This is a genomic window from Enterococcus sp. DIV1094 (assembly GCF_017316305.2).
In the GTDB taxonomy this organism is placed as follows: Bacteria; Bacillota; Bacilli; order Lactobacillales; family Enterococcaceae; genus Enterococcus_B; species Enterococcus_B mangumiae.
Genome location: NZ_CP147250.1, coordinates 801,031 through 827,500 on the forward strand (window position 1 = coordinate 801,031; position 26,470 = coordinate 827,500).

Consider the following 26,470-nt stretch of genomic DNA (forward strand, 5'->3'; position numbering starts at 1 on the left):
CTGCCTCTTTTATGGTATGATTAGCTTTAGAAAAAAATAGGAGTGAATACGATGATTCGTTTATTGATGGCGATTGCCGCCTTATTGCTATTATTTGTCAGTTATTATTTATTCAAAAAACAACCAATCTTTTTCGTTCTTATCGAGCAGAATAAAAAGAATCAAGATTTTCTTCGGATTTTCGGATCGATCTATGCATTTTTAGGACTATTAGGACTCGTTGTCGTGGGCATCAACCACCGTTTTTTTGCATTGCTTTACTTAGTTATCGTGATCGTTGTCGCCTCTGTCTTCAGTATAGGATTTGCCAAAAAAATGACGAAACCTGACAGTAAATAATTCTCATTTTTTTTAAATTGCTTTACAATAGAATTGTAACCCACGTATCTTTTATAAAGGAGTGAATGCCGATGTTACAACAGTATAGAAAAATCATGGTAGCGGTCGACGGCTCTGCCGAAGCCGAATTAGCGTTTAAAAAAGCAGTAAACGTTGCTTTAAGAAATAACAGTGAGCTTTTATTAGCTCATGTCATTGACACACGATCTTTTCAAACCGTTTCATCCTTTGATGGCATGTTAGCGGAACAAGCAACTGAAATGGCAAAGCAAACACTAGCCGATTATGAAATGAAAGCAAAAAAAGCTGGCTTACCTCAAGTAACAACTGTGATTGAATACGGATCGCCGAAACATATCATCGCTAAAGAAATCCCTGAAGAAAAAGAAGTAGATTTGATTCTTTTAGGTGCAACTGGACTTAATGCCGTAGAACGTCTGTTTATCGGTTCTGTTTCAGAATATGTCATCCGTAACGCAACATGTGATGTCCTAGTCGTACGCACGAACTTAGAAAACCAATTACCGAAAAAAGAAGATAAGTGATTGTTAAGCAAAAAGCATTGAGAAATAAAGATTTCTCAATGCTTTTTTATTAGTCAACTACTACCTTGGGACTCAGCATGAGCAATCTTTCTTTGCTATCTACTGTGCCTTCTGCAATAGGAGTAATTGATTCATACGATAACGAATTGGTAATAATCACCATTACCGTATCATCATAGCCGGCTTGCTTGATCTTTTGCCGATCAAAACGTCCTAACACCTGGCCTTTCTTCACCTTGTCCCCTACCTGAAATTCTGTCGAAAATCCTTGACCATTTAATTCAACTGTATCAATACCGACATGGATCAAAATTTCTCCGCCAGTATCTGTTGTCAAACCATAAGCATGTTGCGATTCATAAACAACTGTCAATTCACCATCAGCCGGTGCATATATAACCCCCTCCGACGGTTTGATTGCTACTCCTTTTCCCATCATTTCTTGAGAAAACACAGGGTCATTTACTGCTTGCAGAGGTACAATCTCACCAGAAACAGGAGCTACGATGACCTCTTCGACTACTTGTTCATTTTCTTTGGTAACAGTCGGTTTATCAGTTGCTGTTTCCTGTTCTTCATCAGCAAACAGATATGTGTGTTTTTTTCCATAAAAATACGTCGTAGTAAAACCAACAAGTAAACTAATTAGGATTCCCACCATAAAAAAAGGAATTTGATTAGGTGTAATTGAAATAAATCCGATGACACTGGCAGGACCTAATGCAATAGCCAGTACATGGAAAAACCCGATGAACATGGAAGAAACACCTGCTGCAATCATTCCACAAATAAAAGGAAACTTTAATTTAAGATTGACACCAAAAATTGCTGGTTCTGTAATTCCTAATAAAGCTGAGATACTAGCTGAAGTAGCTAAACTTTTTTGCTTTGCATTTTTAGTCAATAACATGATTGCAAGCGTTGCTGCACCTTGCCCCACATTCGCCATTGAAGCAACTGGGAAAATAAACGTTCCCCCCGTGCGAGCCACATCAGCCAATAAAGATGTTTCAATCGCTGGAAAACTTTGATGAAGACCAGTGATCACTATTGGTGAATAGAATAAACCAAAAATGCCTAAGCCAACTGCCCCAGTTGTTTGGTACAACCAACTCAATCCTGCTGTTAAGCTATCTCCAACTGTTTGCATCACTGGACCAACCACAACAAATGTCAAAAAACCGGTAATAATAATGGCTAGCATCGGTGTAAATGTATAATCAAATGCGTTAAGTAACCGTTTATGGAAAAATTTTTCTAAAGTTGCTAAAATCCACGAAACTGCTAAAACCGGTAAAACTGATCCTTGATACCCTGCTTGAGCAATGTTTAATCCAAAAATATTCCAATACGGCATTGTTCCTTCTGCCACAGCATTTGCTACACTGTATCCGTTAACTAGTTCTGGCATGACCATTGCCATTGCCATCGCTGCCCCTAAATAAGGATTACCGCCAAATCTTCGGGTCGCTGAAAAACCCACTAAGATTGGGAGAAATGCGAATGGTGCAGAAGCTAATAAATTAATAATACCAGTCACATCTTTCAATCCGGGATAAAGCTCAATGACTGATTGAGGACCAAATAAATCTTGTGCAGTCAAAACATTATTGATTGCCATTAGTAACCCGCCAGCAACTAAAGCAGGAACAATTGGGACGAAAATATCCGATAATACTTTGATCAAAGCCATGAAAGGATTTGTTTTCTGTCCTGATTGTGCTACCGCTTTCAAATCAGCAGTCGAAGCCTCTTTTGTACCTGTCAGCTGTATCAGCTCATCATAAACATTGTTCACATCACCTGCACCTATAATAATTTGAAATTGATGATTCGCTTCAAAGGTTCCCTTTACTTCATCAATAGCATCCAATGCCTTTTGATTTACTTTTGTTTGATCTTTTAATACTAAACGCAAACGTGTTGCACAATGTGCTGCTGCTTGAATATTGTTTTCTCCGAGTGCATCAACAATTTCTTTTGCTACTTTTTTATAATCCATTTTTATCCTCCCTTGTATGATCTAAAAATAAAATCTTTTTTGTAACCGCTTTTTATAGGAAGAGTATGTCACGACTTACGAAAAATGTCAAACGTTTATCAATTTTATTTTTCTTTTTTGCTTTAATATAAATAATAAATTGGAATATAAATAATCAAAAATGATATACGTTTGACATTTCAGGCATTTGGGGCTATCCTATGAAAGAATACGTTTACAAGGAGTTGTACTTATGAATAACAATTTTAATTGGACACGTCAACTACGTTATCAAGCTTATGAAGCATGGCCTCAAGATTATCAAACAATATTAAAGGAACAAACAGCTCGTTCTCCTTGGCGTTTGGATTACCACATTCAACCACCTACTGGTCTATTGAATGATCCAAATGGCTTTTCTTTCTTTAATGGCAAATGGCACTTATTTTACCAAACTTACCCGATGGGAGCAGTTCATGGCTTAAAGTCTTGGTATCACTTGACTTCTGAAAATTTAGTAGACTGGCATGAAGAAGGATTGAAGCTTCTGCCAAGTACTCCATTTGATAGTCATGGCGTCTATTCCGGTTCAGCACTTCCGGTTAACGACAAATTATTTTTGGCCTATACAGGAAATGTCCGTGATGAAAATTGGACACGCACTTCGTATCAGTTAGGGGCATGGATGCAACCTGATGGAGAAATCGTAAAATTAACCAACCCGCTGATTTCTGAGCCACCTTTCGGCTATACACAAGAATTTCGAGATCCTCAAGTGATTTTTTTTAAAAATGAATATTTGTTATTGATAGGTGCACAAAATCAAAACGAACAAGGAGAAATTTTAGTTTATCGTAGTCCTGATTTAGACACTTGGTCTTACGCAGGTCCTTTACAGTTTACTCAACAATCAATGGGATTTATGATTGAGTGCCCGAATTTAGTATTCATTGCCGGAAAACCACTATTACTCTTTTGCCCACAAGGCTTAGTACATTCTAGTTTGGACTATCAAAATATTTATCCGAATACTTACGTCATTGGAGAAGCCTATGACATTGAAACGAATCAGCTAACGCGACCTTCAGACCTTAAAAATCTTGACGAAGGCTTTGATCTTTATGCTACTCAAGCATTCAACGCTCCTGATGGTCGTGCCTTGGCTATTAGTTGGATTGGGTTACCTGAAATCAATTATCCGACTGACTCATTCGGTTGGGCCCATTGTCTTAGCATCGTTAAAGAGTTGACAATTGAACATGGGATTCTTCATCAAAGACCCGTCAAAGAAATGAAGCAATTACGCATTGATTCGCCGGTTTTCTTAAACCAATCAACCTCAAAGATTGACGCTGGACAGAATCGCTACGAACTCAATTTAGATTTTAAAGAGAACCAAACTGGAGAGATTTATTTGTGCAGTGATTCTACGCAAAATAACGGTTTTATCCTCTCTTTCGATCGCAGTCATGGTAAAATGAAAATAGATCGTAGCTTATCAGGAGAAGTATTTGCAGAAGACTTTGGTGTGACAAGGGAATTTACAATTACGCAAGAACCTTTGTCTTTACAAATCTTTGTCGATACTTCCGTAGTCGAAATCTTTGTCAATGACGGTAAACAAACGGCTAGTGCCCGCATTTTCCCTTCAAGTGAACAAACCACACTCTGGATTGAATGTGATGAAGCCTTCTCAGGGTCGCTTTGGAAGTTACGTAAAATGAATGAATAGAGGATAAGTTAAATGGTTGTTAAATTAACCGATGTAGCCAAAAAGGCTGGAGTCTCGCCGACCACTGTATCACGTGTCATCAATAACTACGGCTCATTGAGCCAAAAAACAATCGATAAAGTGAATCAAGCAATGAAAGAATTGAATTATCAACCCAATTCGTTGGCTCGCTCTCTTCAAGGAAAAAACACCCAATTGATTGGCTTGATTTTTCCTACAGTCGCTAACCCTTTCTTTGGTGAATTAGTCGAACAATTAGAAAGTAAGCTATTTGACCTAGGATATCGTTCAATACTATGTGATAGTGCAAACAATAAAGAAAAAGAACGGAACTACCTCAATATGTTAGCTGCAAATAAAGTCGATGGTATCCTTGCTGGAGCACATAATCTGGGGATCCAAGAATACGAAAATATCGAACTGCCCATCGTCTCCTTCGACCGCTATTTGGCAGAAGGAATTCCAATTATCAGTAGTGACAATTTACGTGGTGGGTACTTAGCTACTGAAAACCTTTATTTAAAAGGCGCTAGAAACATTGCCATCCTAACTGGCTCACAAGAATCAAATTCGCCTACCAATCAACGACTGAACGGATATTTGGCATTTATGGAAGAATTTCAATTAGAACCGCACGTTTTTCATTTTCATTCCACTGCCCGATCAACTGCTTTAAAAAATTTAGAAATCAAACGCGTTTTAGAAATGGAAACAATTGATGCTCTGTTTTGTACAGATGATTTAACCGCTATTTTAGCCTACAATCTCTGCCAAGAGTTACACATCAAAATTCCTGAAGAAATAAAAATCATCGGGTACGATGGAACAAAAATGATCCAAAATTATTTTCCCCAACTCTCAACGATCGCACAACCAATTACAGATATTGCTGATATTTTAGTCGATTTATTGCTCCAACGTATCCAAGATCCGGAAAAAGCACTTGAATCCAATTATGTACTACCAGTAAAATTGATCCAAGGCAGCACGACATGAGATAATCAGCTATTTGAACGAACGTTGCTCGACTTCGCTCTTATTTACGAAGAAGCTATTTCTGGAACACTATTTATACGATTTTAGAGAATGTGGGAAAAAGGAATGACCTATAACGTACGTACTCCAACAAAAACCCACACAAAAAAAGAGCTGGACAATGTCCAACTCTCAGATTGTAGACAAAGTACTTATTTATAGTGCTTTGTCTTTTTTTATACGTTAAAATAAAACTATGAATTGGAGGTGTAACCCGATGCTCTCAAAACAAGATATGAGTAAGCGTGCACAGATGGGCTTTTTTGCTCTTGAGGACTTAGTTCCCCAAGACCATTTATTACGACAAATGGATCAGTTTATTGATTTTTCTTTTATTTACGATTTGGTAAAAGATAAATATGATGAAACCCAAGGACGGCCAAGCTTAGATCCCGTTCTTCTGATTAAGTTACCGATGATTCAATACTTTTTTGGTATTAAAAGCATGAGACAAACCATCAAAGAAATTGAAGTGAACAACGCGTATCGATGGTTTTTGGGGTTAGGGTTAGAAGATGCAGTTCCTCATTTTTCTACATTTGGTAAAAACTATACGAGACGGTTCAAAGGAACCACTACGTTTGAACAAATCTTTTATGAGATTTTAGCACAATGTATGACGGAAGGAATCGTTGATACCTCTGAAATTTTTATTGATGGGACGCATATTAAAGCACATGCGAATCGAAACAAGAAAGAATCCGTCGAAGTGATGGATCAAGCCTTCTTTTATACGGAAAAATTGACAAAAGAAATTGAAAAAGATCGAGAAAAACGCCTAAAAAAGCCCTTAAAAGAAACAAACGCAGGAACTAAAATGGCCATGAAAAAAACAAGTACTACTGATCCCGAAAGTGGTTGGTTTCATAAAGGTGAGCATAAAGAAGTTTTTGCATATAGCGCACAAGTGGCATGTGATAAAAACGGCTGGATACTAGGTTATACGACCCACCCAGGAAACTTACATGATAGTCGTACGTTTATTTCTTTATTTAAAAAGCTCAAAGGAGCTTTTACTTTAGATAAATTGATTATGGATGCTGGGTATAAAACGCCAGCAATCGCACAATTACTTCTCGAAGAAAATCTGACCCCTGTTTTCCCTTATAAGCGACCAATGACGAAAGCGGGCTATTTCAAGAAGAACGACTATGCCTACGATGAATACTATGATTGTTATATCTGTCCTAATGATAAGATCCTCTCTTATTCGACAACCAATCGAAAAGGATATTTAGAATACAAAAGTAATCCAGAAGAATGTAAAAATTGTCCTGTTCTATCTACTTGTACAAATTCAAAAAATCATACAAAAGTCATCACCAGACATATTTGGGCGAAAGCAATCGAACGATGTGAGGAAATACGTCATCAAAGAAGTTTTAAAGACCTATATAGAAAAAGAAAAGAAACAATTGAACGAATTTTTGGTACAGCAAAGGAATTTCATGGATTACGTTATACGAATCAAATAGGAATAGAAAAAATGCACATGAAAATTGGGCTTACTTTTGCCTGTCTAAATATGAAAAAACTAATAAAAATCAAAAAAGGGCGAGCAGGAAAGGTGTGTTTTTCTTTAGAAAAACAAAGAAATTTCTCTTTTATTCTTAAAATCGTACATATAAAAAAGACAAACCTCATTTTTACATAAGGTTTGTCTACAATCTGAGAGCTGGACAATGTCCAACTCTTTTTTTAAACCCTTTATGTTAATCTGGCTAATTTCTTACCGTTAGCCAAATCACATGAAAAAATCCATTACTTCTTTATTTTGAAGCAACTTAACGCAAGCGCTCTACGTCACGTGCAATCATTAATTCTTCATCTGTTGGGATAACTAATACTTTGACTTTTGAGTCTTTTGTTGAGATATCTAACTCTTCGCCACGTAGTTTGTTCAATTCTGGGTCGATTTCACAGCCAAACCATGTCATACCTTTGATGACTTCGTTACGAACATGACCGTCGTTTTCTCCAATACCAGCAGTAAAGACGATTGCATCGACACCGTTCATTGTTGTTACGTAACCACCGATATATTTACGGATACGGTCAACGAACACATCATAGGCTAAACGGATTTCTTCTTTATCATAGTTATTTTCAAGGTCACGCATATCGCTAGATAGATTTGTTAACCCTAAAAGACCAGATTTTTTGTTTAAGATATCAACCATCTCATTGATATCGATTGATAATTTTTCCATTAGATAAGGTAAGATCGCTGGATCGATATCACCAGAACGAGTACCCATCGTTACACCTGCTAATGGCGTGAAGCCCATTGATGTGTCGACAGATTTTCCACCGTCAACGGCAGTGATCGAAGCGCCATTACCTAAATGACAAGTGATGATTTTCAAGTCTTCGATCGGTTTACCTAACATATCAGCTGCACGTTCAGAAACGTAGCGATGACTTGTTCCGTGGAAACCATATTTTCTCACTTTAAAATCTTCGTAGTAAGCCATTGGTAAGCTGTATAAATAATTATGTTTTGGCATAGTCGCATGGAAAGAAGTGTCAAAGACAGCTACACTTTGGATATCTGGCAAGATTTTCTTGAATGCTTTGATTCCCATCAAGTTTGCAGGATTGTGCAATGGCGCAAATTCTGCTAATTCTTCGATGCGTGTCATTACTTCTTCGTCGATGACTACAGAGTCACCATAAGTTTCTCCACCATGAACAACACGATGTCCAACACCTGTGATTTCATCGTATGCGCCTAAGATATTTAATTCGATCAATTGATCCAATAACATTTTCACAGCAATTTCATGATCATCAATATCCAAGATTTGTTCAAATTTTTGACCTTCACCATACTTGATTGTAAAAATTGAATCATTTAGACCAATTCTTTCAACGATTCCCTTAGCGATTACAGTTTCTTCTGGCATTTGATATAATTGCCATTTTAAACTTGAACTTCCAGCATTGATTGCAATTGTTTTTGACATGTTACTCTCCTTTTTAGTGAATGATTATAACGAAGACGATTTCCAGTTTTCAAATTCTCTGAAAAACTTCGTCACCTTCTCTGGTTCTTTTAGTGAATCAAGTTTAACAAGCAATACCTCTTTGACTTGCTTTGCCTGTTCTCCTTTTTTCTGTAAAATCAAAATACTTTTTTGCGATTGCTTATTTCGGAACAATTCATCAGGTAATTGGATCATTCCTTGAAGATAGCCTTCTTCTTTAAACCATTTTTTTATGTGGTCGCTTTGCTCTGTTTCCAAGAAATTGCTTGGCATCAAGAATAAACCGAATCCATCTGGCTTGACGTATTTCATTGCCTGTTCCAGTAACAGATGATGCGCATAACTATGGCCTTCTGTTGCGCTGGTCAAAAAGTCTTTTGCTTTTTGATCATTCGGGTAAAATCCGACTGGCAGATCACTGATAGCGACATCGACTGGCTCAATCAATAAATCTTGTAACCCATCTTGATGGAAATACTGAACATTCGCTTGTGTCAACTCACTTGTAGAAGCGGCGACAGACAATAGCGTATCATCGATATCCACACCAAAACCTTCTGTTTGGTATCCGGCAATCTTTAGGTTTAAAAGAACTGTTAATAACAAATTGCCCATACCTGCTGAAATATCTAAGACACCGATTTTTTCTTTATGATCCGAGAATAGTTGCTCGATCAAGAAAACAAACAAGAAACCAATACTATCTGGTGTCAATTGATGGTTGGCTTGCAAGTGTTCCGTCTGACTGCCCTTTAACAAAAGAAGCTGAGATAAACGACGCCATTCTTCCGGTTCAAAAGACAACTCACTCAATTTTTGATAAAGTTTTGAGATCTGTTCAGCTGTCTGTTCATTTGGTACGCCATCTACCACACGTACTTGATAGTTGTCTCGTAAATTTTCGGCATTTTCAACATAAGCTTCTAAAAAAGAAGTTCCCAATGCATTTTGTAAAAGCTGAATAGCTTCCAGGTTTTGCTCAAACCCTTGTTCCATTTTTTCTGGTAACATCGTGCGCCTCATTTCTAGATATATTATAACAATTATTTTACCTGTTTAATTCTAACGAACAATTGCCAAAATTTCAATCGTTTTCATCCTTTTTCTTTGTGAAATTGCGAACATTCAACACCGCAAAAACAGCTGTATTATAGAAAAGAGGGATTACTGCTTTGTAATCCCCTAATCTGTAGTATTTTCTGTACTAGCGCTCCTATTTTCTCTAAATTCAAATTGGAAAGGTGAGACAGTTACCACTAATTCCACTTGTTCCTGTGTTACTTTATACTGGACTGTACCTACATTGTAATCATACTCCCCTTTGCTCTGCTCCTTCAACTGATCGGCTTCCATCAGAAACATTTGCTTGATGATTTTTGCTTGATAATATTTTTTGATACGTACATAGCTGTCTATCTTTAGACGATAACTTTCGAGGAATCCATGCATGAGGAATACACACAACAAAAATAGAGCCAAGGTCGAAAATAGAACATTTCCTCTCAATTGCTTATGTTTTTGGTTTTGTCCAAATACCATACCTAGTTTCTCCATTCATAAATTCGACATGCAGAGAAATCATTTGATCCTCTTCTTTGAAACGCACTCGTTCGACACCAGTCAGCATCGGTTGATGTCCACCAGCAGTTCCACGTTTTCTGATCATTTGCTGATAGCCTTCAATGATGAACGTTCTCTCGTTTTCATAATACAAGCGATCACCAACGAGCGAAACACGTTGACTAGAAGCAAGTTCATTTTCGAATTGAGTTAAGAAAATCAACCATTCTGTTTGTTCGTCTTTTTGTAAGAATGTATTCATCTTCTCAGTTTGCCGGATAAATAAACCAAATGATAAAAGTATCGTATTTAAGACAAGTAAGGCGATCAAACATTCAATCATCGTAAACCCAGCTAGTCTAGTTCTTCCGTTCAAATTCGATCACTTCGTTTCCATTATTGATTGAGATCTTGTTTATTCTCTGATCTTGCCTATTTATTACTGTAGTCTCTTGGTTCCATTCCACTGGTCTCTTCGGCAACTCTCCATGCAGACGATAGTTTCTCACATCTTCATACAACGTCCGTAACAGAAGTATTTCTCGATCCTTTGTTTTTTCTTGTTGGATCAAAAATAAATTCCCAGAACTCATAATATAAATACTCATTGCTGTGATCATCAATGCTGTTAATGATTCTAGCAATACAAAGCTAGCTAGATTGGACTTTTTTGATATAACGACCACCACCTAATTGGAATTGATAAATGATTCTTTGCTGCTTTTCTACCCAATAAAATTCATATGCCTTCAATGAACTTTCATTGCCAGTATTTGCAGCGTAAGTGATCATGGCATGACGCTCGACAGTCAACGTCTCAGGTATCGGTAACACTTGCCATTCCATGGACGAGTAAGCAGGCACATCAAATAAAAGACTGTGTCGGATCGGGTCATAGTAAAAACGGGTAGCTTGTTGATGGATGATCGCGCTCTGTTGTGCCAGATCGATCCGTTTTTCTAACTGATCAAAAAAACGTTGGGTTGACTGCTCGTGTTCTAAAGAGCGGAAAGATAAGACAGGAAAGACAAAGAAAGACAGGGAGAGGACCAAAACGGTGATTGTTTCTACCAAAGTATACGCTTCAGCGCTGTGCTTTTTAGTTTTTGCGATATGCATCGGCATGTTCCTGTTTGATGTATCCCTCTCGTAACAGCTCATCAATACTTGGAACCTTTCCGTCATTTTGTAGTGCGTATAATTCACTTTGCGCATCGATCAGTTGCATGACTGCTTCACGTCCTTCCTTGTTGACATGGTCACGATAACGAGAAATATTTGGGATAAATAATAAAACCAACGCACTGATGACTAACAAGACGATCAACATCTCTATCAGAGTAAAACTTTTTAGGCGAGCCACTCTTTTTTTGATTTTCATAGTAGAACCTCCTCGATATTTCCATATACTGGTAATAAAATGGCTGCATAAATCAACAGAATCAATGCAGCGATCCCTAAGAAAAGAACTGGTTGGATCCAATGTAACCAACGATGGATCTTTTGAAAAAATTCTTTCCGTGTGATTTCACTGTAAAACAGTAATTCCTTACCTAAATTTCCTTTTGCTTCCCCTTGTAGCACGATACGACTGAATTCTGTCGTCAAAAAAGAGTATTGTTCAAATTGTTGCGCCAACGGAATACCTACTTCGAGTCCTTGCATCAACTGATACGCTAAAGACTGGACTAAACTTCCCTCTTTTGTTTCCTTTAAGCAACGTATGATTTGTTTCAAATCAAGTCCTTCATAAAAAAGTTTTCCTATTTCTAGTGCCAGATAGGCCGACTGATAAGAGCGATAGAGCCTTCCGATCGCCCATTGTTTACTGATCCACTCACTTCGTTTGATGGCTTCCCAGTTTTTCAAGCGGAAAAAAATCGCTGATCCAAAGAAAAAGCAACTACCAAAAACGCCCAAGAACAGCCAATGACTCGATTGAAGTAAGTAAATCCCCCAATGTGTCGTTGATACCATCTCAGTTTGAAGCAATTGAGGCAAGACTAACTCCCGTAGACTGACAAAGATACCTAGTAAAAAAATAAGTAATAGAAGTGGATAGCTGATGACCTTCTTTAGTTCTTTACGGAATGTTTCAACTAGTCGAAATTGCTCGGCGATTCCTTTTAAAGTCTCCACCAAATTCCCATGGATTTCTGCCAATTCTACCTGGACGAGTTGCTCTTGTTTAAACCCCAATTGCTGTAAAACAGAGTGAAAGGATTCGCCAGCTTGCAGATTCTTTTTGGCGAAATGGATATAGACTTGTGGCACTAGCTGAAGCAAATCCACTAAATCCAGTGCTTGTTGTAAGCTGAAACCATTTGACAATAGTTCACCAATGGTTTGGATAAAACGCGCTTGTTGCTTAGGAGGCATTTTTTTAAAATGGATGGGATTGCCAGACACTCTTTTGCGCCTCTTCATAACTAGACCTCCATTCTTTTTTGATTTCACTACCAGAGAAATAATAGGACCACAATGCTGTAGGGTGTCCATTGAAATCAGACAATAGCTCTTGATAGATGACTCCGGCTAAACATTCGTCAAAGGCATCATTTTTCGTTAATTCCTTCATTCGTGCCAATGTTCCATGCAGATCTCGGGCATGAACGGTGGCAAACACTCGATGTCCTGTCAAGGCTGCTCGGATCGCTGCATCTGCTGTCTTTTTATCCCTGATTTCACCAACGATCAATAAATCAGGGCGATGGCGTAAAGCAAGTTTTAACAACTGATCATAAGTCTGATCGATTTTCTCATTCACTTGTAACTGCAAAAACAAAGGCTCTTCAATTTCTACTGGGTCTTCGATCGTGATCACTTGTTCCTCGTTCCTACGAGCAAGGTGATACATCAGCGAAGTTTTCCCCGAACCGACCGGCCCACTAAACAAAAACAACCCCCGATCGATCGTACTGCGTTCAATGATTTGCAAGTCTTCGGCAATGAAGCAACGAAATTGTTTCTCACTCAATGCGTAAAGTAAGCGGATGACCAAACTTTCTCTTTGTAAATAATCCCCTACTGATGAGAGTCTTAACCTGATTTTTTGCTGACCCAATAAATAAGTAAGTGAGCCTAATTGCGCTTTTCTTTTTTCACCAATATCCATTTGTCCTAGATATTTGAAACTAGCAATCAATTGCTGGCCAGCTTCAAGAGAAAGTGCGCGCTGAAATGTTCGGCTTTTACCTATTCGAAAGTAAACCTTGAAATCTTCTGGAAATGGTAAGATATAGATATCTTGTACTTTATTTTTAGTCCCTCCATGGATGATCTCGTTTGCTAAATCTTTTATCTTCATCTCTTTCCCTCCAAAAAAATATACGTCTTTTTCAAATAAATCGTTTATTTTTACAAAATTTAATGAAAATCGTTGGTTAAATCCGAATTTATGTTATACTAGTAAAAATTTATTTTGGGAGGTTTCAGAGTGGATTCGCATTTAAACAAACACATTGCAGTTGCCGGAAAAAAACAACCTGCTGACTTGGTCATCAAACATGCAAAAATCGTCAATGTCTTTACCAAAACGATCATGGAAGGTGATGTCGCTGTCTGTGACGGAAAGATTGTAGGTATTGGGGAATACGAGGGTACGACCATTTATGATGCAAAAGGACAGTATTTAGTTCCTGGTTTGATTGATGGTCATGTGCATATCGAGAGCTCTTTGTTAGCGCCAAAAGAGTTTGCGAAAATCTCTCTGTTACATGGGGTTACGACAGTAGTAACTGACCCTCATGAAATCGGAAATGTGGCAGGAAGCTTAGGTCTTGAATTTATGTTGACAGATGCGAAAGAGACACCGATGAATATATTTATCATGTTGCCTTCTTGTGTGCCTGTCACACCATTTGAAACTAGTGGTGCAGTCTTAGATGCAAAATCACTTGCGCCATTTCTTACGCATCCTGAAGTCCTTGGCTTAGCCGAAGTGATGAACTATCAAGCAGTCGCTTCAAATGAGCAAACGATTATCGATAAATTGCAACTGATGCACCAAAACAATAAAAAAATCGATGGCCACGCTGCTGGTATCCATGGGGACGATCTAAACGTCTACTTGACTGCTGGCATACGTACAGACCACGAGGCAACGACCGCCGAAGAAGCAAAAGAACGTTTAGCACTAGGTATGTATTTGATGGTTCGAGAAGGAACCGTAGCAAAAGATCTACATGCTCTGTTACCTGCGATCACACCGGACAATTCACGACGCTGTTTATTTGTAACTGATGACAAACTGATCAATGATCTAGTAGCAGAAGGCTCGATCGATCATATCGTCCGCGAAGCAATCTTGGCGGGTATGGACCCACTACAAGCAATCCAAATGGCTTCATTGAATGCGGCAGAATGTTTTGGTTTACAACATTTAGGAGCAGTTGCGCCAGGCTATCAAGCAGACTTTTTCTTAACTGATGACTTGAACAAATTGCCGATCAATACGGTTTTCCATCAAGGAGAAACGGTTGTGGTAGATGGACAGTTGGTGCCTGATTCTACAGAAACAAACAATCAGCCTGCTATTGACGCATTACCAAAAATGGCAGTTGCGCCATTCGATTCAAATTCTTTGAAATTGGCTTTAGCTTCATCAACTGCTCATGTCATTGAGATCATCCCAAATAGCTTGCTGACAAATGATTTGTTGGAGCAAGTCCAAGTCGAGGACGGTGCTTTCACCCCTTCCATCGCAGATGATCAACTAAAAATCGCTGTCATTGAGCGTCATCATCGTACAGGAAATATCGGGCTTGGCATCGTCAAAGGATTTCAATTAAAAAGTGGTGCCTTAGCTACTACGGTGGCTCACGATTCACATAATATCGTCGTCGTAGGAACGAATGATGAAGACATGCGTTATGCTGCTGAACGTTTGATCGAACGTGGCGGCGGAATGATCGTTGTAGATCAGGAAACCGAATTAGCTTGTTTACCGTTACCGATTGGCGGATTGATGTCTCTAGAACCTTTTGAAACAGTCAATCAACAATTGCTGAACTTGACTGAGCAAGCGCACAAGCTAGGAGCAAGCCAAGCATTCGATCCTTTCTTGACACTTTCATTTCTAACGTTATCAGTTATTCCTGAATTGAAGATCACCGATATGGGTCTCTTCTCTTTTTCAAAATTTGACTTGATTCCCGTCTGTGACCAAAAAGAGTAAAAATGAGAACAAAAAAAGAAGAGAGAGGAACTTGTTGTTCCCATTCTCTTCTTTTTTCTATTTGTTTTTATCTACAAATTGTGCTTCTACACGATAGATCCGTTGTCCTCGAGAAGAGAACTTCTCTTCATATTCTGTCATGATATTGTCTTCAAAATCACTTTGATGTAAATCAAGCCAGACTTTTTTCAGGCGCATGCCGTACTGTGAAAAACTAGCCAATGAATACTCAAACAATCCTTGATTATCTGTCTTGAAGTGGATCTCACCATTTGGTTTTAAGATCTCTTCATCGACAGCTAAGAATGTACGGTACGTCAACCGTCGTTTCTCATGTCTTTTTTTAGGCCACGGATCCGAAAAGTTCAAATAAATTTGATCGATTTCATTTTCTGAAAAGTACTCAGTCAAAGCGGAACCATCCACATGTAATAATCTCAAATTAGGTAGCGGTTCTTCCAATACTTTGTCTAACGCAATGGAAACGACACTCACTTGCATTTCGATCCCGATATAATTGATTTCTGGATGAGCTTTTGCCATCCCAGTAATAAACTGGCCTTTTCCCATACCGATCTCAATATGGATTGGTTGATCATTGCCAAACAATTCTTTCCATTTCCCTCGCCATTTTGTTGGCTCACTGATGACGATCTCTGGATGAGCGGCTAGCATTTCTGCTGCATTTGGTCGGTTACGAACACGCATCTTTTTCTTCCTCTCTATTCCTATCAAAGATTGTTCCTTAAATTCTACTTATTTTAGCCTAAATTGCTAGGAGTCTTGCCCCTAAAAACAAAAAAATCAACTGAATATCCGAGCTTAACCACTAAAAATACGTTTAAGTTGTAAAATCTCTTCATTCATTCGTCGATAATCTTCACGTTTACAGTAGCGGGTGATTTCTTGTAATAAATTCATCACCGCATACCAATGTAACTTTTCTAAAATCTCATCTGTTGGTCGGATACCATAACTGATCAACCATTGGTTCCAGCTAGACAAAGGCACGTAATTTCCTAGAATAGTCGCAATATCCACAGCAGGATCAGCGAACATTATCGAATCCCAATCAACTAGATATAAATAATTTTTACAGACTAACCAATTCCGATGATTGACATCGCCATGGACGACTGCTAGTTTCTCTTTGTCCACAGAAGGGACTTGTTGGCATAAATAGCGATAAACAAGTTGCAAAAATTGATTATTTTTTAAGCTATCGGGTAAATCTTGTTCATAATATTGAAGCATTTTCTGAGGTGTCAATACCCTACCACCGATCCGAGAAAGCATCGTTTTTAAAGACGTCGAATGATGTAAATGATACAGCACATCTATGACATCATTTCTTTGACCGATCTCATTAGGCGTCAACAAGCGGCCTTCTAGCCACTCTTGTGCGGTCAACGTATCGCCATCCCCTGTTCGCTTTGTCCACACTAATTTCGGCGTAATGCCTTCACGAGAGAGTGCAGCGAGCATTGGCGTTGTGTTTCTCTTGATAAAAACTTTGTCTTTATCACGCATGCCTATGTATGTTTTTCCTGTGTCACCTTTGATGGGGCGTAACCGCCACTCTTGGTCTAACTGAAACTCCATCGCGCATTCTCCCGTCCTCTACTATATGTTTGCAGTACCTATTATTCTAGTCGCCCAAGTCTTGAACGTCAAGCACATATACGTTCTTTTTCCATGTTTTACTCTCTAAAAAACCAACTTTTATCAAAATAAAAAAGTGTCGGGCGATTTATTCTCGTACTTTAGATAAATTACACACGATTTTTACAGGATCAAAAAAGAGGAAAGTTCGAAAAAACATAAAGTGATTTCGGACTTTCCTACATGACATATACATTCATTATAAAAAAATGAAGTTTTTCAGCTTATTTTTCAACTACTACTCCGCAAGTTTCTTTAAACGAGTTGGCACGTACCATTTGATTAAGAGTCCAGTGACAACAAGATAGACCAAGATTGGCAGCCATCTTTCGTTTCCTTCAAGGACAACCGCAGCAATCAAACCGAATAATAAAGCAACAAAAGCCAAAAGCCATGTCAAGAGACGTTGGATTGCTCCTTGTTTTTGACTTTCCTGAATAGGATACAATTGGACCAAGATCATATAGCGAAATTGACTGTATAAAGGTAATAACTGAAACCCGATCAAATACAGAAAGAGTGAACCAATACCTAAAGTAAAGTATAGATCGTTGATTCCTGCGATAATGATCGAACCGATCACTGTCAAACGCATATATAAGCCGATAAAGTCTGACCCTCTGGCAAAACGTCTAGCAAACAAATAAAGGTATGTGTTTTTTGTTTCTTTTTTGATTCCTTGTAACACAGGGTCAAGATAGCGACGTCTTTTGACTTTCGCAGTGATCTCCGGCACATCTGTAAACAAGTTGATGAATTGATAGATTTGGTGCAACCGTTGTTTTTCTAACTGGATCATTTTTTCCCAGTCCAAATGGGCGGACATATTTTTCCACAAGAACATATAATAAACGACCGCTTGCACGCTTGAAAGAACTAATCCCGCCCAGATATTCCCATAAAAAGAGAGCAGTAAGATAGCGAAAGACGATAGCCACCAACCATGTTTGAACAGATTTTTTCGTATTTCTTCCAAACGATAAAAATCAGCACGTTTCACTTGTAAATGACTAGACTTCAAACTCCATAATATAAGTAGATACACAAAAAACATTGAAAAAGGTTGTTGCGTCGAAACAACGACCAACGGCATCGCAAATCCGCCTACAAGCCCTAGAAAAACCAGCGGAAAAATACAAGAATAGCGAAATGCTCGTTGCAAATATCCTCTCATCTCGTTTTCCTTTGGTAAAAGAAAAACGAGATCCGCAGGCTCCGCAAAAGTCGCAATTTTTCCAACGAATAAGCAAAGCAACCAGATCACTGAAACGATGACCCCTCCAATTGAAAAAGGTGCATGAAGTGTTTTTAACCAGTTAGAATAATAAAGCCCTAATCCCCCAATCAAAAACAAACAGACCAATACAAAATGATCGTTGAACACATAGCGTAAGTATTTCATCATTTTTTTATGATGTTTTGCTAGTCTTTTTTGAAAAAATTCACTCATAACCTTGCTCCTTCGTCAGCGCGATGTAGATTTCATCTAGTGACGCTTCTGGCATCTGAAAAGCAACTTGTAACTCTGCCAACGTGCCATCTGCTCGGATTTCTCCTTCATGGAGAACGACAAAACGATCACAATATTTTTCAGCAGTTGCTAAAATATGCGTAGACATCAAAATACCTGATCCTTCATTTTTCATTTCAACCATCAATTCCAGCAACGCATTGATTGCCAGTGGATCCAGACCGAGAAACGGTTCGTCAATGATATACAATGATGGCTCAATCAAAAAAGCACACAGAATCATGACTTTTTGTTTCATCCCTTTTGAAAAATTGGCAGGAAACCACTCTAAACGGTTGGACAAACGAAATGTCTGTAACAACTTGTCTGCCCGTTTCATCGCAACATCCATTGGAATATCATAGGCCATAGCCGTCACTTCGATGTGTTCTTTTAACGTAAGTTCTTCATATAATGAAGGTGTTTCAGGAATATACCCAATTTGCTTACGATAGCTTTCAACATCCTTTTTTAGAGTTAATTGATTGATTTCGATTTTCCCTTTCGTCGGTTGCAACAAACCAATGATATGTTTGATCGTTGTACTTTTTCCGGCGCCATTCAACCCGATCAATCCAACCATCTCTCCTGGCTGAACGGTAAAACTGATATCTTTCAAAACAGGTAAATGTCCATAACCACCTGTAACATGTTCAATATTTAAACTCATCTTTCTTCCTCCGTTAATATACTGTTCTCATTATACCACGAAGAAAATCACGTCCAATTATTTTTTACGCACATTCTCATGAACTTATGTTAAAGTTGAGGTAACGAAATTTGAACGGAAGAAAGGTGTTTTTAATATGGACAATTGTATATTTTGTAAAATCATCAAACAAGAAATCCCGAGCTACAAGATCTATGAAGATGAAAAAATCTATGCGTTCTTAGATATTTCTCAATCAACTAAAGGTCACACGTTGATTATTCCTAAAGAACACGTCACTGATATCTTTGAATACAATGAAGAATTGGCGAGTGATGTTTTTGCTCGCATTCCCAAAATCGCTCGTTCGATCGAAAAAGCATTTCCTGAAATGGAGGGGTTGAATATTATCAACAATAATCGTGAATTAGCTTATCAGACCGTTTTCCATTCCCATATCCATTTGATTCCGCGCTATAGCAAACAAGATGATTTCTCCATCCACTTTGGGAACCATCAAGCAGATTATACAGCAGAAGAGATGACTGCCATCCAAGAGCAAATCAAAGAGCAGGTGATGAAGCATGGTTAAAAATTTTCTAAAAGGACTAGCTTTCGGTGCCGTTACCGGTGCCGCAGCTGGATTATTATTTGCCCCGCGGAGTGGAAATGAAACAAGAGAAAAATTGATTGAAGAATTAGATGAAGCAACGGAATTGACCAACGAATTAAATAACAGTTTGAATCATTTTAAACAAGCGTTATCCGAAACAAAAAGAACAGCTGAAACCGTTATTCCAACTTTTCAAGAATCGATTGAAAAAGACATTGAAAATTTTAAATTTCAAGCTGAGCCACGAGTTATGCAGATTCAAGAGCAAGCAGAAAAACTGTCTTCGCATTTCCCTGAATCCTTGACAGACGTGCAATAATGAGCAAAAACCAAGCACTTTTGTTATGTATATGTCTTTTTTATGTATCAAGATGATTGGAATGTGACAAAAATTTGAATTTTGTTTGAAACTATCGGGCAGAACGTTTTTATTCACCGGTAGTTATGGTATAGTTATATTTGTGAAAACCAATAATAAATTACAGGAGTGCAAATTTTAAATGAAAAAGAAAAAAATAATTTTAGCTGCGACAAGTGCGTTAGCTATTCTAACACTAGCAGCTTGTTCTGGTGGCGGGGATACAAATAAGGATATCGTAACCATGAAAGGCGGTACGATCACCGTCGCTGATTTTTATGAGAAAGCAAAATCTGAATCAGCAAACCAACAATTACTTCAACAAATGGTCATCTATGATGTATTTAACAGTAAATACAGCGATAAAGTATCTGATAAAGAAGTAGATGCTGAATTCGATAAAACGAAAGAAACTTACGGCGATAGCTTCGAGTCACAATTAGAAGCAGCTGGTTTTACTGAAGAAAGCTACAAAGACTTCCTTCGCAACAACCTTGTCTTCAAAGCAGGGATTGAATCTCACGTAAAATTGACAGACGAAGACTTGAAGAAAACTTGGGAAACATTCCATCCAGAAGTAGAAGCACAAATCATCAAAGTTGCTAGTGAAGACGAAGCAAAAGAAGTGAAGAAATCAGCTGACGACGGCAAAGATTTCGAAGAGCTAGCAAAAGAAAAATCAACTGATACAACAAAAGACGATGGTGGGAACATCAAGTTTGATTCAGAAACACAAACTGTTCCAGCAGAAGTCAAAGAAGCTGCTTTCAAACTTAAAGACGGTGAGATCTCAGATGTGATCACTGCAACAAACACTTCTACTTATGCTACAGAATACTATGTCGTGAAAATGGTCAAAAACCAAGATAAAGGTAACGACATGGATAAATTCAAAGATCAATTAGAAGAAATTGCGACTCAAGCAAAAGTAAATGACAGTGAATTTACAACAAAAGTAATCGGTGAAGAACTAAAAGAAGCAAATGTGAAAATCAAAGATGACGCATTCCAAAACATCTTGACACCATTTACTACAGCTACAACAAATACAACTTCAACTGAAGACTCAGCAACAGAAAGCTCTGAAACAAAGACTTCTGAAACAAAATCTACTGATTCTACTGAAGCATCAGAAACAGAGCAAAGCACAACTGAATCTACAAACGAATAATCGATGTATCAAACAATGATTACTTGAGAAAGTATTCAAAAAGTGGTTAGGAAGAAACTCTTCCTAGCCACTTTTTTGTTTCTATTAGCTTTTTTACTAAAGGATAGTGGACATTTAAAAAAAGATGTCGGCAATATTTGCCAACATCTTTAAAACCAATGATATGCTATCAATTAATTGATACATATCTTTTAAATCATATTCATCATTTTTGTTTTGGTACATAAAAACTACGATTATCTAAGCCAAATATCCGATCCGTATACTTTCCTGGCTCTGTTTGACGAATCGCAGTAGTCATCATTTGCATCGAAGCATCGATCGTGTCGATTTGATGTAAAACTTCAGCTTCCATGATCCTAGGACGAACGGGTGAACCATATTCAAGTAACCCATGATGTGATAGCACCATATGACGCAAAATCAGTACATCCTCTTCATCTTCGCTGATTTTCAATGCTAAACAAGCCTTCGTGATTTCTTCATCCACTAAAACTAAATGTCCTACTAAATTACCGGCTAACGTGTATTCTGTTGCCATTGAACCAGATAATTCAATCACTTTCCCTAAATCGTGTAGGATGATCCCTGCATAAAGTAACGGTCGATTCAACTCAGGATATTCATCTGCGATTGCTTTACCTAAATGCAACATTGATACGGTATGGAATGCTAAGCCACTAGCAAAGGCGTGATGATTTCGTTTCGCTGCGGGATATTCAAAAAATTGTTTTTGATATTTGTTTAATAAGTAACGCACGATACGATTCCAATGTGCATTTGTGATTTCAAATAACAATTGATTGATTTCTTCTTCCATTTCTTCTTTTTTCAATGGCGCTCGTTCCATGTACAAACTTGGATCACTTGGTTCATCGACTCTCGTTAAACGCATGTGCAAGATCTTTACTTGAGGATTCCCTTGATAGACCTCTCGTTTACCATTTAAAAAGACGACTGTTCCCGGCGTAAATTTTTTGATTTCATCTTCTGACGCATCCCAATATTTACCATCGATCGTTCCTGATGTATCTTGAAACGTAAAAGCGATAAATTTCTTGCCATTTTTAGCGATTCTGACATCTGCATTTTTGATCAAAACAAATTGCTCGAATTGTTCATCAACGACTAATTCACGTATTTTTTTCACTATTTGCACCTTCTAACTTTCTCACAGATTGTTCTAGCTCATGATAATAGCTTACCATTTCTTGGTCAGAAGACAAGCAGATTACTTGATAGGTTTTACTAAATTCAGCTAATAATTTAGCTAAACGATATTTTCTCTTATGATCGTAGTGTAGCCAACCATCATCAATGATCACTGGACAAATCGCTCGTTTGGCTTCCAAAGCAAGATAAGCAAACCGCATCGCCATGATCATCTGGTCCTTTGTTCCTGTTGAGAGTTCATAGATCGGAAACTCATCCGTACCATTCATTAGCGTCAATGTATCATTTTTCAAGCTTATTTCTTGGTATTGTCTGTCAGTAAGGACACTGAGATAATCACCAGCTAATTTAAGTAACTGAGGTAGCTGTCTCTCACTTAATTCCGTTGAAAGATCACCTAAAAATGTCCCCGCAATCACCAAGCCTCCCCACTCCTCAAACAAGGCTTGTAGTTGCGCTTTTTGCAAACTCTCTTGCTGGTACAACTCATCTAATGTTCCATCTTGTTGTAGACCCTCGATTTGCAGCTGCAATCGTTGGCGTTGTTCACTCTTCGTACTTTCTTCTCGTTTTAGTTCTTGTAAACGTTCGGATTCACGAGCAAGCTGAGTTTGTAACTGTCCGTAAGTTATCGTGTGTTTAAATATTGGTGAAAGGATCTGATTCAGTTCTTCAAAACGGGCTTGTTGTTGTTTCGTTTTTTCCGCTTTTTGTAAAAAGATCGGTACTTCTGACGGATAAGAAAGGTTCGCCGCAATAAACTGCTCCTTGTGTTCTTCCAACCACATTTTTTGTTTCTTTTTCAGGGCGTTGATTTCTTGTTTCAATAAAGTATTTTGTTGATAGCTTCTAGCATACTTCATTTGTTCCATTTCTTGGATAAACGTTGCTAACAGATCCATTTTTTCAGAAAGTGATTGATGTTGGAGTGGTAACCACTCTTTTGCTAGGTCAAATGCCCCTTCTATCTGTAAGAGCTGTTCTTGGATTTCTCGTTCCCGTTCTTGTTTCTTTTGAAAAACAGCAAAAAGTTTTTGGTAATCTGTTACTTCTTGGCCATCATTTTTCATCGTTTCAACCGTATTCATCGACCCTAATGAATGAGTATACGCAAAATCAGCAACTGCTTGTGCCAAGTTTTGTCGCTTACGTTTGTTCTCATTGATCGTTTGATTGATTTCTTCTAATTGTGCCAATACGATATCCAGTTGTCCTAGTTTCTCTTGCCATTTCCCTTTGATTTCTGGTAATCCTTGATCAGTCGTTGTCTTCGCGTTTTTACGAGTCAATGGATAGCCAACCACTCCTAAAGCAAGCAACGGCCCTAAGATTTTCCATGGCATAGGTAAGAATAAGCCCACTACAGCTAGCACTACAGCACCAAGATAAAATTTCAAAAAGGACTGCTTTTCTGGTTTTTCTTGAATTGGTCTTGCTTGAATCAACAGCGGGTGGGCAACTTCTAAGTCATTGATCTCTGCTTCTAGCGTTTGCTGCTGTTCCTTCACAATATCAAAACGAATCGCTAACTGATTGTATTGATCGTTTAATTGTTGCGACATCGTATACAAAGATCGCCACTCTTCATCTTCAAGAAATTCTTGTGGTCGTTGCAATCGATCCCAACGCCAACGCTGTTCTAAGACTTTCAATTCAGACTCGGTTTCTCTCGTTTCTACTTGCAGTCTTTGCCATTCACTCATTAATTGCTCAGTGGAAAATTGCTTTTGTTGGAGTGCTTTTAGTTCTTGTTCTTGCTCTAAGTAGAAATAATAGCGTGCAGATTGCTGATCCATTCCACTATGTCGTTCTAAGGAAGCCTCGAGTTCCTCCAGACGTTCATTCATTTGTTGATAACGCTTGGTAAATACTTCTAAGTCTTGTATCAATGATTCATCTGGTACTTCTGCCAGCATACTATTTTTCAGTGATTGCCATTCTTCATATAAAGAAAAATTCAATTCTTGTTGATGATATAAGGTAAGTTTTTGATCAACTTGTTCGATTTCATGCAATAAGAGCTGTTGTTGTTCTGCCAGCCGTTGCTCTTCCATGATCCATTCACTATAGATCGCCTCTTGCTCTTGCTTCTGCCGAATCTTTTCTTGGAGGTATTTCCATTCATTCAGACGCTGATTGATCACTAATTTTTGCCCTTTTCGCTTAAACAGCTTATCTGCTGATTGATAATATTCTTGTCTTTTTTGAAAGACATGTGAACTTCCAGTGATTCCTAATGAGATCAGCGCATCATGCAATTCTTTTTCTGTTAAGTGGGCGAGTTCACTTAGTTGCTCTTGTTGAAACGTAAAAACCTGTTTGAACAACTCCTTTGTCAAAGGTGATAGTAGTTTTTCCAAGAGTTCATCGCTCCCACTTTGACCATTGAACGTGACCTTCGCTTTCCCTCGATTCTGTTGCTTATACCTTTCAACATAGATTTCTCCATGGATAGGATGTTCCAACCATATTTTCCCACCATATGCAGAGCCATCTCTAGGTGTATAGTCTTTCTTTTTCTTTCCTTTAGAAGGAAAGCCAAAAAGAATTGCTTGGATAAATTGATAGATCGTCGATTTTCCCGCTTCGTTCTCACCATAAATCAACTGATTGCCAGAGCTAAAATCAAAAGTTTGTTGTCGCCATTTTCCAAAAGCTGCTATTTCGATCTTTAATATGTTCATTCAGTATCCCCCTCGAACAAAAAGTCTTGGCGAATGATTTCTTGGGCCTTTTGTAACGTAGATTCTTGAAAATCCGGTAGTAGATTCAACACTTTCACTGCCTCTTGATTTGTATAGGCTTCTTGGAGTATATGCTGAAAGTCTTCTCTCGCTTGGTAATTTTCAAATAATTGGTCAAACATCAGCGACGATGCGGATAAAGAAATTTTTGCATCATTTTCTCTTTCTAAAGTAGATATACGCCAAATAACCAAATTCAAAAATTTTCGGTTCATTTCTTCTTTCAAATAATCTAATAATTCTCCAGAGTGAATACGTTCCAATATCTCTTCGCTTAAATGTTCAAAATCAATAAATTCAATTTCAACAAGCGTCATAGTACTTGGTTCGATCAATTCTTGTTGGATTTTCTTCAATACATCCGTCGTTTCTCTCACTTCTTTGAGAGAAAGTTGCTTGCGTTCCCAATAAACTTCCGCAACCTTTAAAGGAGTCGTTTGACAAGTCGCTCCATGAAGTTCAACTAGAACGACTGAAGTAGATGATTCTTCTTTTTTAGTATGCCCCTGTGGAGCACCAGGATATAGAATCGTTCCTTTTTCATTCAATTTAGTGGGCACGTGGATATGCCCTAGCGCCCAATAATCATAGCCTTTTGCTTCCATTTGTGTAGGTTGAAATGGCGCATAATTTCCTTGAATAGTTCCAATTTCACCATGATAGAGTCCAATATGGTAATCAACAGAAAAACGTGCTGGAAATTCTTGGACTTTTTCCTCAGTGATCCACTGTTTTGTATAACTGAAACCGCTAAGTGCCACAGTTTCACCAGCATTTGTCGTCATTTGTTGTGTCTCGACACTTTCTGAGGTAAATAAAGAAAGATTTTCAGGAAATTCAAACCAATACCGCTCTTTTTGGTAAAAATCATGATTCCCGAATGTTAAAAAAACCGGGATATTCTGTTCTGCTAAGCGCTTGATTTGTTCTGAAAAATGCTTTTGGATCTTTAATGAAGGACGATGTTGATGAAAGCTATCTCCTACAAGTAATACAAAATCAACTTGATGTTGGATTGCTTGTTCCACAATGTTTTCAAGTACGGTCAAATTGGCCCGTAGTAATTTTTTTTGAACTTTTTCATCGATTCCAACTAATCCTTCAAACGAACGATCCATGTGCAAATCTGCCGCATGAATAAATTTGACCATTCTGTTACTTCCTCCCAATGTATAAATTAATAAAATACAGATTTGACTATATTGCTTTACTAAAACAGAACGACATCTGTTGGC

Annotated in this window: 26 protein-coding genes; 9 read left to right on the top strand and 17 right to left on the bottom strand. The window is 38.0% G+C overall.

What is annotated here, in order from left to right; translation table 11 throughout:
• The first annotated feature begins 51 nt into the window (after positions 1 to 51).
• Both DOK79_RS03915 and DOK79_RS03920 read left to right on the top strand, forming a co-directional pair.
• Positions 52 to 339, top strand: coding sequence for a hypothetical protein (locus tag DOK79_RS03915; protein WP_206856312.1), 288 nt, complete (start codon positions 52 to 54; stop codon positions 337 to 339).
• A 71-nt stretch (positions 340 to 410) separates the two neighbouring features.
• On the top strand, positions 411 to 884 hold the full coding sequence (locus DOK79_RS03920; RefSeq protein WP_206856310.1) for a universal stress protein: 474 nt from the start codon (positions 411 to 413) through the stop codon (positions 882 to 884).
• Positions 885 to 933: 49 nt separating this feature from the next.
• Here DOK79_RS03920 and DOK79_RS03925 read toward each other — a convergent pair whose 3' ends face one another.
• Complete coding sequence (locus tag DOK79_RS03925) at positions 934 to 2,886, bottom strand: sucrose-specific PTS transporter subunit IIBC (RefSeq protein WP_206856308.1); 1,953 nt, start codon at positions 2,884 to 2,886, stop codon at positions 934 to 936.
• A 232-nt stretch (positions 2,887 to 3,118) separates the two neighbouring features.
• On the opposite strand from DOK79_RS03925, the gene DOK79_RS03930 reads away from it, so the two are divergent.
• The 3 genes from DOK79_RS03930 to DOK79_RS03940 all read left to right on the top strand — a co-directional run bounded on the left by DOK79_RS03930 (position 3,119) and on the right by DOK79_RS03940 (position 7,286).
• Entirely contained in the window at positions 3,119 to 4,597 is a 1,479-nt protein-coding gene (locus DOK79_RS03930) for a sucrose-6-phosphate hydrolase (RefSeq protein ID WP_206856306.1), read from the top strand.
• Positions 4,598 to 4,609: 12 nt separating this feature from the next.
• A complete protein-coding gene (locus DOK79_RS03935; protein WP_206856305.1) occupies positions 4,610 to 5,593 on the top strand; it encodes a LacI family DNA-binding transcriptional regulator in 984 nt (327 codons plus the stop codon).
• Positions 5,594 to 5,849: 256 nt separating this feature from the next.
• Entirely contained in the window at positions 5,850 to 7,286 is a 1,437-nt protein-coding gene (locus DOK79_RS03940; protein ID WP_206853763.1) for an IS1182 family transposase, read from the top strand.
• A 130-nt stretch (positions 7,287 to 7,416) separates the two neighbouring features.
• Here the strand turns inward: DOK79_RS03940 and DOK79_RS03945 are convergent, their stop codons facing one another.
• The 9 genes from DOK79_RS03945 to comGA all read right to left on the bottom strand — a co-directional run bounded on the left by DOK79_RS03945 (position 7,417) and on the right by comGA (position 13,486).
• Positions 7,417 to 8,598 carry an acetate/propionate family kinase gene (locus tag DOK79_RS03945; RefSeq protein WP_206859398.1) on the bottom strand — a complete coding sequence of 394 codons (1,182 nt, stop codon included), beginning with the start codon at positions 8,596 to 8,598 and terminating at the stop codon, positions 7,417 to 7,419.
• A 24-nt stretch (positions 8,599 to 8,622) separates the two neighbouring features.
• The gene (locus tag DOK79_RS03950; protein ID WP_206859390.1) at positions 8,623 to 9,630 is read right to left on the bottom strand and encodes a class I SAM-dependent methyltransferase; all 1,008 of its coding nucleotides are present in this window, start codon (positions 9,628 to 9,630) and stop codon (positions 8,623 to 8,625) included.
• A 171-nt stretch (positions 9,631 to 9,801) separates the two neighbouring features.
• Positions 9,802 to 10,158, bottom strand: coding sequence for a competence type IV pilus minor pilin ComGG (gene comGG / locus DOK79_RS03955; RefSeq protein WP_206859388.1), 357 nt, complete (start codon positions 10,156 to 10,158; stop codon positions 9,802 to 9,804).
• Positions 10,130 to 10,522 (bottom strand): competence type IV pilus minor pilin ComGF, encoded by a 393-nt coding sequence (gene comGF, locus DOK79_RS03960; RefSeq protein ID WP_206859386.1) that lies wholly within the window; start codon positions 10,520 to 10,522, stop codon positions 10,130 to 10,132. Before comGF ends, comGG begins: the two co-directional genes overlap by 29 nt.
• Before the next feature lie 16 nt (positions 10,523 to 10,538).
• A complete protein-coding gene (locus DOK79_RS03965) occupies positions 10,539 to 10,823 on the bottom strand; it encodes a hypothetical protein (RefSeq protein WP_242542628.1) in 285 nt (94 codons plus the stop codon).
• Positions 10,824 to 10,830: 7 nt separating this feature from the next.
• Positions 10,831 to 11,298, bottom strand: coding sequence for a competence type IV pilus minor pilin ComGD (comGD, locus tag DOK79_RS03970; protein ID WP_206859384.1), 468 nt, complete (start codon positions 11,296 to 11,298; stop codon positions 10,831 to 10,833).
• Positions 11,279 to 11,560, bottom strand: coding sequence for a competence type IV pilus major pilin ComGC (gene comGC, locus DOK79_RS03975; RefSeq protein WP_206859383.1), 282 nt, complete (start codon positions 11,558 to 11,560; stop codon positions 11,279 to 11,281). The genes comGD and comGC overlap by 20 nt, the downstream gene beginning before the upstream one ends.
• Complete coding sequence (gene comGB / locus DOK79_RS03980) at positions 11,557 to 12,606, bottom strand: competence type IV pilus assembly protein ComGB (protein WP_206859381.1); 1,050 nt, start codon at positions 12,604 to 12,606, stop codon at positions 11,557 to 11,559. The genes comGC and comGB overlap by 4 nt, the downstream gene beginning before the upstream one ends.
• Positions 12,563 to 13,486, bottom strand: a complete 924-nt coding sequence (gene comGA / locus DOK79_RS03985; RefSeq protein ID WP_206859378.1) for a competence type IV pilus ATPase ComGA — start codon at positions 13,484 to 13,486, stop codon at positions 12,563 to 12,565. The genes comGB and comGA overlap by 44 nt, the downstream gene beginning before the upstream one ends.
• Before the next feature lie 129 nt (positions 13,487 to 13,615).
• Between comGA and ade the strand changes: the two genes are divergently transcribed.
• Positions 13,616 to 15,355 carry an adenine deaminase gene (gene ade, locus DOK79_RS03990; protein ID WP_206859371.1) on the top strand — a complete coding sequence of 580 codons (1,740 nt, stop codon included), beginning with the start codon at positions 13,616 to 13,618 and terminating at the stop codon, positions 15,353 to 15,355.
• Positions 15,356 to 15,412: 57 nt separating this feature from the next.
• On the opposite strand, the gene trmB is transcribed toward ade, so the two are convergent.
• The 4 genes from trmB to DOK79_RS04010 form a co-directional block, all read right to left on the bottom strand.
• A complete protein-coding gene (gene trmB / locus DOK79_RS03995; RefSeq protein WP_104776326.1) occupies positions 15,413 to 16,063 on the bottom strand; it encodes a tRNA (guanosine(46)-N7)-methyltransferase TrmB in 651 nt (216 codons plus the stop codon).
• Positions 16,064 to 16,177: 114 nt separating this feature from the next.
• The gene (locus DOK79_RS04000) at positions 16,178 to 16,957 is read right to left on the bottom strand and encodes a phosphotransferase family protein (protein ID WP_066025820.1); all 780 of its coding nucleotides are present in this window, start codon (positions 16,955 to 16,957) and stop codon (positions 16,178 to 16,180) included.
• A 298-nt stretch (positions 16,958 to 17,255) separates the two neighbouring features.
• Positions 17,256 to 18,467, bottom strand: coding sequence for an ABC transporter permease (locus DOK79_RS04005; protein ID WP_206859369.1), 1,212 nt, complete (start codon positions 18,465 to 18,467; stop codon positions 17,256 to 17,258).
• Entirely contained in the window at positions 18,460 to 19,197 is a 738-nt protein-coding gene (locus DOK79_RS04010) for an ABC transporter ATP-binding protein (RefSeq protein ID WP_206859367.1), read from the bottom strand. Before DOK79_RS04010 ends, DOK79_RS04005 begins: the two co-directional genes overlap by 8 nt.
• A 136-nt stretch (positions 19,198 to 19,333) precedes the next feature.
• On the opposite strand from DOK79_RS04010, the gene DOK79_RS04015 reads away from it, so the two are divergent.
• The 3 genes from DOK79_RS04015 (at position 19,334) to DOK79_RS04025 (ending at position 21,318) form a co-directional block, all read left to right on the top strand.
• Positions 19,334 to 19,768 (top strand): HIT domain-containing protein, encoded by a 435-nt coding sequence (locus tag DOK79_RS04015; RefSeq protein ID WP_206859364.1) that lies wholly within the window; start codon positions 19,334 to 19,336, stop codon positions 19,766 to 19,768.
• Positions 19,761 to 20,108, top strand: coding sequence for a YtxH domain-containing protein (locus DOK79_RS04020; RefSeq protein ID WP_206859361.1), 348 nt, complete (start codon positions 19,761 to 19,763; stop codon positions 20,106 to 20,108). The genes DOK79_RS04015 and DOK79_RS04020 overlap by 8 nt, the downstream gene beginning before the upstream one ends.
• A gap of 181 nt (positions 20,109 to 20,289) precedes the next feature.
• Complete coding sequence (locus tag DOK79_RS04025; protein WP_206859359.1) at positions 20,290 to 21,318, top strand: peptidylprolyl isomerase; 1,029 nt, start codon at positions 20,290 to 20,292, stop codon at positions 21,316 to 21,318.
• Between the two features lie 205 nt (positions 21,319 to 21,523).
• Here the strand turns inward: DOK79_RS04025 and DOK79_RS04030 are convergent, their stop codons facing one another.
• The 3 genes from DOK79_RS04030 to DOK79_RS04040 are packed head-to-tail and all read right to left on the bottom strand — an operon-like array spanning position 21,524 to position 26,386.
• Positions 21,524 to 22,468, bottom strand: a complete 945-nt coding sequence (locus DOK79_RS04030) for an HD domain-containing protein (protein WP_206859351.1) — start codon at positions 22,466 to 22,468, stop codon at positions 21,524 to 21,526.
• Positions 22,452 to 25,175, bottom strand: coding sequence for an ATP-binding protein (locus DOK79_RS04035; RefSeq protein ID WP_206859350.1), 2,724 nt, complete (start codon positions 25,173 to 25,175; stop codon positions 22,452 to 22,454). Before DOK79_RS04035 ends, DOK79_RS04030 begins: the two co-directional genes overlap by 17 nt.
• On the bottom strand, positions 25,172 to 26,386 hold the full coding sequence (locus tag DOK79_RS04040; protein WP_206859349.1) for a metallophosphoesterase: 1,215 nt from the start codon (positions 26,384 to 26,386) through the stop codon (positions 25,172 to 25,174). Before DOK79_RS04040 ends, DOK79_RS04035 begins: the two co-directional genes overlap by 4 nt.
• Between the last annotated feature and the right edge of the window lie 84 nt (positions 26,387 to 26,470).